The sequence below is a fragment of the Shewanella sp. ZOR0012 genome (assembly GCF_000798835.1).
GTDB classification, from domain to species: domain Bacteria; phylum Pseudomonadota; class Gammaproteobacteria; order Enterobacterales; family Shewanellaceae; genus Shewanella; species Shewanella xiamenensis.
This window is the reverse complement of the sequence record NZ_JTLE01000094.1, coordinates 3,086,961-3,093,254: the sequence shown is the minus strand read 5'-3', so window position 1 is coordinate 3,093,254 and position 6,294 is coordinate 3,086,961. Positions and strand designations below refer to the sequence as shown.

Annotated in this window: 7 protein-coding genes; 6 read left to right on the top strand and 1 reads right to left on the bottom strand. The window is 46.3% G+C overall.

Going from position 1 to position 6,294, the window contains the following annotated elements:
• A partial coding sequence (locus L976_RS22405; protein WP_052184074.1) for a hypothetical protein occupies nt 1-461 on the bottom strand: 461 nt, incomplete at its 3' end.
• Nucleotides 462-684: 223 nt separating this feature from the next.
• On the opposite strand from L976_RS22405, the gene ccoN reads away from it, so the two are divergent.
• The 6 genes from ccoN to L976_RS15225 all read left to right on the top strand — a co-directional run.
• Nucleotides 685-2,121: a cytochrome-c oxidase, cbb3-type subunit I gene (ccoN, locus tag L976_RS15250; RefSeq protein WP_011072351.1), complete on the top strand. Its 1,437-nt coding sequence runs from the start codon at nt 685-687 to the stop codon at nt 2,119-2,121.
• A 12-nt stretch (nt 2,122-2,133) separates the two neighbouring features.
• Nucleotides 2,134-2,760 carry a cytochrome-c oxidase, cbb3-type subunit II gene (gene ccoO / locus L976_RS15245; RefSeq protein ID WP_023265294.1) on the top strand — a complete coding sequence of 209 codons (627 nt, stop codon included), beginning with the start codon at nt 2,134-2,136 and terminating at the stop codon, nt 2,758-2,760.
• 11 nt (nt 2,761-2,771) lie between these two features.
• Nucleotides 2,772-2,948, top strand: coding sequence for a CcoQ/FixQ family Cbb3-type cytochrome c oxidase assembly chaperone (locus tag L976_RS15240; RefSeq protein ID WP_011072349.1), 177 nt, complete (start codon nt 2,772-2,774; stop codon nt 2,946-2,948).
• Nucleotides 2,948-3,916, top strand: coding sequence for a cytochrome-c oxidase, cbb3-type subunit III (ccoP, locus tag L976_RS15235; RefSeq protein WP_037430481.1), 969 nt, complete (start codon nt 2,948-2,950; stop codon nt 3,914-3,916). The genes L976_RS15240 and ccoP overlap by 1 nt, the downstream gene beginning before the upstream one ends.
• 110 nt (nt 3,917-4,026) lie before the next feature.
• Nucleotides 4,027-4,506, top strand: coding sequence for a FixH family protein (locus tag L976_RS15230; RefSeq protein ID WP_047538042.1), 480 nt, complete (start codon nt 4,027-4,029; stop codon nt 4,504-4,506).
• 22 nt (nt 4,507-4,528) lie between these two features.
• Nucleotides 4,529-6,294 (top strand): heavy metal translocating P-type ATPase (locus L976_RS15225; RefSeq protein WP_047540574.1); only part of this gene is annotated, 1,766 nt, incomplete at its 3' end.

Sequence of the window (6,294 nt, the reverse complement as noted above, 5' to 3'; positions counted from 1 at the left end):
TCAAAAATAACGGCTTGCTCGACACCATTTCGACTAAAACTGATAAAACCACGCCACACCATATATCCACTGCTACAGGAGCCGTAAATTAACTGCCCCTCATAGGTTGTTTTGTCGAGTTGACGAATATTGACAGGGATAATGCCCATAAACATATCTCTACCTTCTAAACGGACCTGTAAATTATCAAGTACATCAGAAGATAATAGCTTCAATGTTAATGGTTTTTCACTTGGCGCACGATCTGGCGAAAGGCTGATGCTCAGCACTATATCCCCGACCTTTTTAATGCAATCTCCCTGAGTAAACACACAAAGAGTGGGATCTGTAGGCGGTATTTTTACCTGTTGCTCGGCTTTTTTATCACAAGCGCTAAGATTTAACGCAATTAACATGATGTAAAGCGGGAGACGTTTGCGATTAAGCACAAAAATTAACCTTGTGATGCAAGATGTTAACATTCTATGGCGTAGGTTGATCTAGATCAACTTTCCGTCCCCCTTCTTTGGTATCTTTTTTGACATGGCTCAAGTATCATTGCGAAACCTCATATTTGAGCACAAATGTGTAGGGTAACGCATTGACATGGCTTCATAACCCTTATAGGGACATGAGCTTTGTGTCATATATAACAGGTAAAGCTAGTCTTTACTAAAAGTAAAAGTAATAAGCAGTGGAAGCATTATGATGAACCATTCCCAGCCAACAGGCGCTGATTACAATTACACCATTGTCCGCCAATTCGCCTTAACCACAGTTTTGTGGGGTATTGTTGGTATGTCAGTCGGTGTTTTAATTGCGGCTCAGTTAATCTGGCCACATCTGAACTTCGATACGCCTTGGTTTACGTATAGTCGCTTGCGACCATTACACACCAATGCGGTAATTTTCGCGTTCGGAACATCAGCCCTCTTTGCAACATCCTATTATGTCGTACAACGCACCTGTCAAACCCGACTATTTGCACCTAAATTAGCTGCATTTACGTTTTGGGGATGGCAAGCCATCATTCTGTCAGCAGCCATCACTCTGCCAATGGGTTATACCAGCGGTAAAGAATATGCTGAATTAGAATGGCCAATCGATATCGCTATTACGATCGTTTGGGTATCCTATGCAATAGTGTTCTTCGGCACTATTATCAAACGAACAACATCGCATATTTACGTAGCGAACTGGTTCTTTGGTGCATTTATCATTACGGTTGCCGTGCTTCACATCGTGAACTCAATGGCCGTTCCTGTTAGCTTGTTTAAGTCATACTCTATGTACAGTGGCGCGGTCGATGCCATGGTGCAATGGTGGTATGGTCACAACGCGGTAGGCTTCCTGTTAACCGCAGGCTTCTTAGGTATGATGTACTACTTCGTTCCTAAGCAAGCGGGTCGTCCTGTTTACTCATATCGTCTGTCGATTGTGCACTTTTGGGCACTGATCGCACTGTACATTTGGGCAGGTCCTCACCACTTACACTATACTGCTCTGCCTGACTGGACTCAGTCTTTAGGTATGGTGATGTCTCTGATCCTGTTCGCACCATCTTGGGGCGGTATGATCAACGGTATCATGACCTTATCTGGCGCGTGGCACAAACTGCGTACTGACCCAGTATTGCGTTTCTTAGTGGTTTCTCTGTCTTTCTATGGTATGTCGACCTTCGAAGGTCCGATGATGGCCATCAAGACAGTTAACGCTTTATCTCATTACACAGATTGGACAGTAGGTCACGTTCACTCCGGCGCGCTAGGCTGGGTTGCAATGGTATCTATCGGTTCTCTGTATCACTTGATCCCAGTACTGTTCGGCCATGGCCGTATGTACAGCATCAAGTTAGTTAACGTGCATTTCTGGTTAGCGACAATAGGTACTGTTCTTTACATCGTGTCTATGTGGATTTCGGGTGTAATGCAGGGTCTGATGTGGCGTGCAGTTAACGCTGACGGTACTTTGACTTATAGCTTTGTTGAAAGTCTGGAAGCTTCTTATCCTTTCTACTTCGTACGTTTCCTCGGCGGTTGTTTCTTCTTAACCGGTATGCTGATCATGGCATACAACGTGATCCGTACTGTGAAAGCCTCTAAAGATTCATTGCCAGCACTGGCTGAAGCAAAAGCGGCTTAAGGAGCAAACTCGATGAAATTTAATCATGAGATAGTTGAAAAAAACATCGGTTTGTTAGCGATATTCACTGTTATCGCTATCAGCTTCGGTAGCTTGGTTGAAATCACGCCGCTGATTTTCCAAAAAGATACCACTGAGCCTGTTGAAGGTTTGAAACCCTACACAGCCCTGCAACTTGAAGGCCGTGACATTTATGTACGTGAAGGTTGCTACAACTGTCACAGTCAGATGATCCGTCCTTTACGTGCAGAGACTGAACGTTACGGTCACTACTCTGTTGCCGGTGAGTCTGTTTGGGATCACCCATTCCAATGGGGTTCTAAGCGTACTGGTCCAGACTTGGCCCGTGTTGGCGGTCGCTACAGCGATAAATGGCATGAAGTTCACTTAATCGATCCTCGTGCTGTGGTCCCTCAATCGAATATGCCAGCCTTCCCATGGCTTGCCGAAAACAAGTTAGACGGCAAGTTAACCGGCGACAAGATGACTATTCTGCGTAACATGCACAAAGGCGGTTACAAAGGTAAGGATCTTTACACCGATGAAGAAATCGCAGGCGCGCAGAAAGCTGTTGAAGGTAAGACAGAGCTGGAAGCCTTGATTGCATATCTTCAGTCTTTGGGTCACGCACTCAAATAAGGAGGCAGTATATGGATTACGGCACATTACAAGGTATTTTAACCATCATTGTGATGCTGACCTTCGTCGGTATATTTGCTTGGGCATATAGCTCGCGTCGTCAAAAATCCTTTGATGAAGCAGCGAATCTTGTGTTTTCCGATGAGGAAATCAGCAAGGAATCGAAGGACTCAGGAGAGAATAAGTGATGAGTAGCTTCTGGAGTATTTGGATTAGCGTACTCTCGTTAATTGTGATCGCAGGATGTTTTCTGTTGCTACGTGTGTGTTCAAAGAACACCACCGATGTCAAAGAAGGCGAATCCATGGGTCACAGTTTCGATGGTATCGAAGAACTCAATAACCCACTGCCAAAATGGTGGAGTTATATGTTCTATATCACTATCGTGTTTGGCCTAGTGTACTTAGCCCTGTTCCCAGGTTTAGGTAACTACAAAGGTCTACTGAACTGGACCAGCTCTAACCAAAGCATTGGTACAGAGAAAGGTATTAAAGCCGATTCTGTAGCCGCGATTGAGCTGGCGGCAAAAGAAGGCATGTACGTTCAGTACGACCAAGAAGTTAAACACGCTAACGAAAAATATGGCCCAATCTTCGCGGCTTACTTGGCAACACCACTCGAAGAGTTAGTGAAAAACCAAGAAGCGTTGAAAGTGGGCGGCCGTTTGTTCCTACAAAACTGCGCGCAGTGCCACGGCTCTGACGCACGTGGTAGCAAAGGCTTCCCTAACCTGACCGACAGTGATTGGTTATACGGTGGCGATTTAGCCACGATAAAAACCACCATCATGAGCGGTCGTCATGGCATGATGCCACCAAAAGGTGGTTTGCCAATCGACGATAGCGAAATTGCAGGTCTAGCCGAGTATGTGGTTAAGTTATCTGGTCGTGAACACGACGAGAAACTCGCAGCTCTTGGTCAAGGTTCATTCATGAAAGGTTGTTTTGCGTGTCACGGTATGGACGCAAAAGGCAACAAGCTCATGGGCGCACCTAACTTAACTGACGATGTTTGGTTATATGGCGGTAGCCGTGGTGTGATCGAAGAAACGATCAAACACGGCCGTGCAGGCGTGATGCCAGCATGGAAAGACGTTCTCGGTGAAGAGAAAGTCCACGTGATCGCAGCTTATGTTTATAGCTTGTCAAACAAGTAATTAGATATGAGTAACACTAAGGCCTCGATAACGTCGGGGCCTTTTTTTTAAAGTGCTAAAGCCACCTTTTAACGGTAAAATGGCGCAAATTTTTATAATGGGTATTTAACATGAGCGAACAACAACCCTGGTATAAGCAGTTTTGGCCTTGGTTTTTAATTATTCTTCCTTTATGTGCCGTCGTCGCAAGTTTTACCACGCTAAAAATTGCCCTCTCAAACTCTGACTCTCTGGTTGCCGAGGATTATTACAAAGAAGGCAAAGCCATCAACATGGACTTGAGTAAAGTCAAATATGCCAAGCAGCTTGGCATGCAATGGCAACTTGAACAGAATAACCATGAACTCCTATTCACTCAGCACGGCGGCCCAGCCTATCAAGCTGCGTTGAAAGTCGAATTTTATCACCCAACGATTGCCGAAAGAGATATTAAGGCCACTGTCACCGCCGATGCCAATCATGTGTATCGCATTACTCTGCCCGATGTGTTAACGGGCGCTTGGGAAGTTCGCCTCGAAGGTTTTGACGGTAAATGGCGTATTCATCAACGTGTCGAATTAAAAGACAACGTCCAATTGTGGTTGAACTAATTGTGGTTGAATGAATATTGCTATGACACATCCAAGTTGTTTTCACTGTAATGAACCTGTACTCACCGGCACGCAGTTTGTCACTCGCATTAATGATCGCGATGAACTCATGTGTTGCCCAGGCTGCCAAGCGGTATCCCAAGCCATTGTTGATGCAGGCTTATTAAGCTATTACAAGTTTAGAACTGAGCCAGGTAATAAACAGACGGCCCTTGTGCCTGATGAATTAAATCAGTTTAGTGCCTATGACTTGCCCGAGGTACAGCAGGACTTTGTCCACTCAGTGGAGAATAGCGACTCAGTGTCGCTGTCCATTGATGGCATTACCTGCGCGGCCTGCGCTTGGTTAATTGAACATAAAGTGAAGCAACTGCCTGGCGTAAGCCAAGTGATGGTCAACTCCACCACCCAAAGGGCGCTGATTAGCTGGGATAAACAACAAGTTAAACTCAGTGATATTTTGGGGCAAATTAGCCGTATCGGTTATCAAGCTGCGCCCTATCAAGTGGATGAACAAGAACTGACCGCCAAGCAAAATAGCCGTAAATTCTTACTGCGTTTAGGTTTAGCGGGCTTTGCCACCATGCAAGTGATGATGTTCGCCCTCGCCCTCTATACCGGTTACTTTACCGATTTGGATGTGCAATATCGGGATTATTTCCGCTGGGTGAGCATGATTTTCGCCACGCCCGTGGTGCTCTATTCGGCGCAGCCCTTCTATTTTAGCGCGATTCGCACCCTGCTCAGTGGCAAACTCAATATGGACGTATCGGTCTCTATCGCCATTGGCGGCGCCTATATCGCCAGTTGCTTTGCGACCGTTAACGGCACGGGCGAAGTCTATTTTGAATCCGTTTCCATGTTTACCTTCTTCCTGCTGCTGGGACGTTATTTCGAGCAGAAGGCAAGACAAAAAGCTTCCGTTAGCTCCAGTAATCTTCACAAGTTAGTGCCGTTAACGGCACATCTGGTCACGGCGCAGGGGCAAGAAGAAATCCCCGCTAAAAAATTATGTCTTGGGGATATTATCCTTATTAAACCCGGTGAAATGGTCGCCGCCGATGGAATCGTGGTTGACGGCCACACCAGCATCAATGAAGCCATGCTCACCGGTGAGCAAATGCCGATTGAAAAGCCCGTCGATAGCCAAGTATTTGCAGGCACCATTAACCTAGACCAACCCATTAAGGTAAAAGTCACCGCTCTTGGGCAAGACCAATTGGTTGCTGAAATTATTCGCTTGCAGGAATTAGCCTCAAACACTAAACCTGCCGTCGCTATGCTTGCCGATAAACTGTCGCGTTATTTCTCAGGCACTATCTTAACCATAGCGACAATCACCTATCTGGTGTGGCTACAAATCTCCCCCGAAGACGCCTTTTGGGTGACCTTGTCAGTATTAGTGGCCACCTGTCCTTGCGCCCTTGCGCTGGCGACGCCTACCGCAGTGACCTGCGCGACCGCGATTTTTACCCGTCTTGGGATCATTACCCGTAAGGCGGGTGTATTTGAAAAACTGCCTCAAATCAAGCATGTAGTATTTGATAAAACCGGCACCCTCACCTGCGGCACGCTATCGATAGCCAAGGTGCAATGTCATGGTGATGTGGCTAAAGAACAAGTGTTGGCAATTGCTGCTGCGCTAGAGTCAGGTTCTCGCCACCCCATCGCCGCGGCCTTTGCCAGCTTTGCCCAAGTCGATGTTGTTGCCGAGCAAGTTCACCATGAAGTGGGCTTTGGGGTGAAAGGTCTCATAAATGGCATAGAATATCGCATTGGGAATGCTCA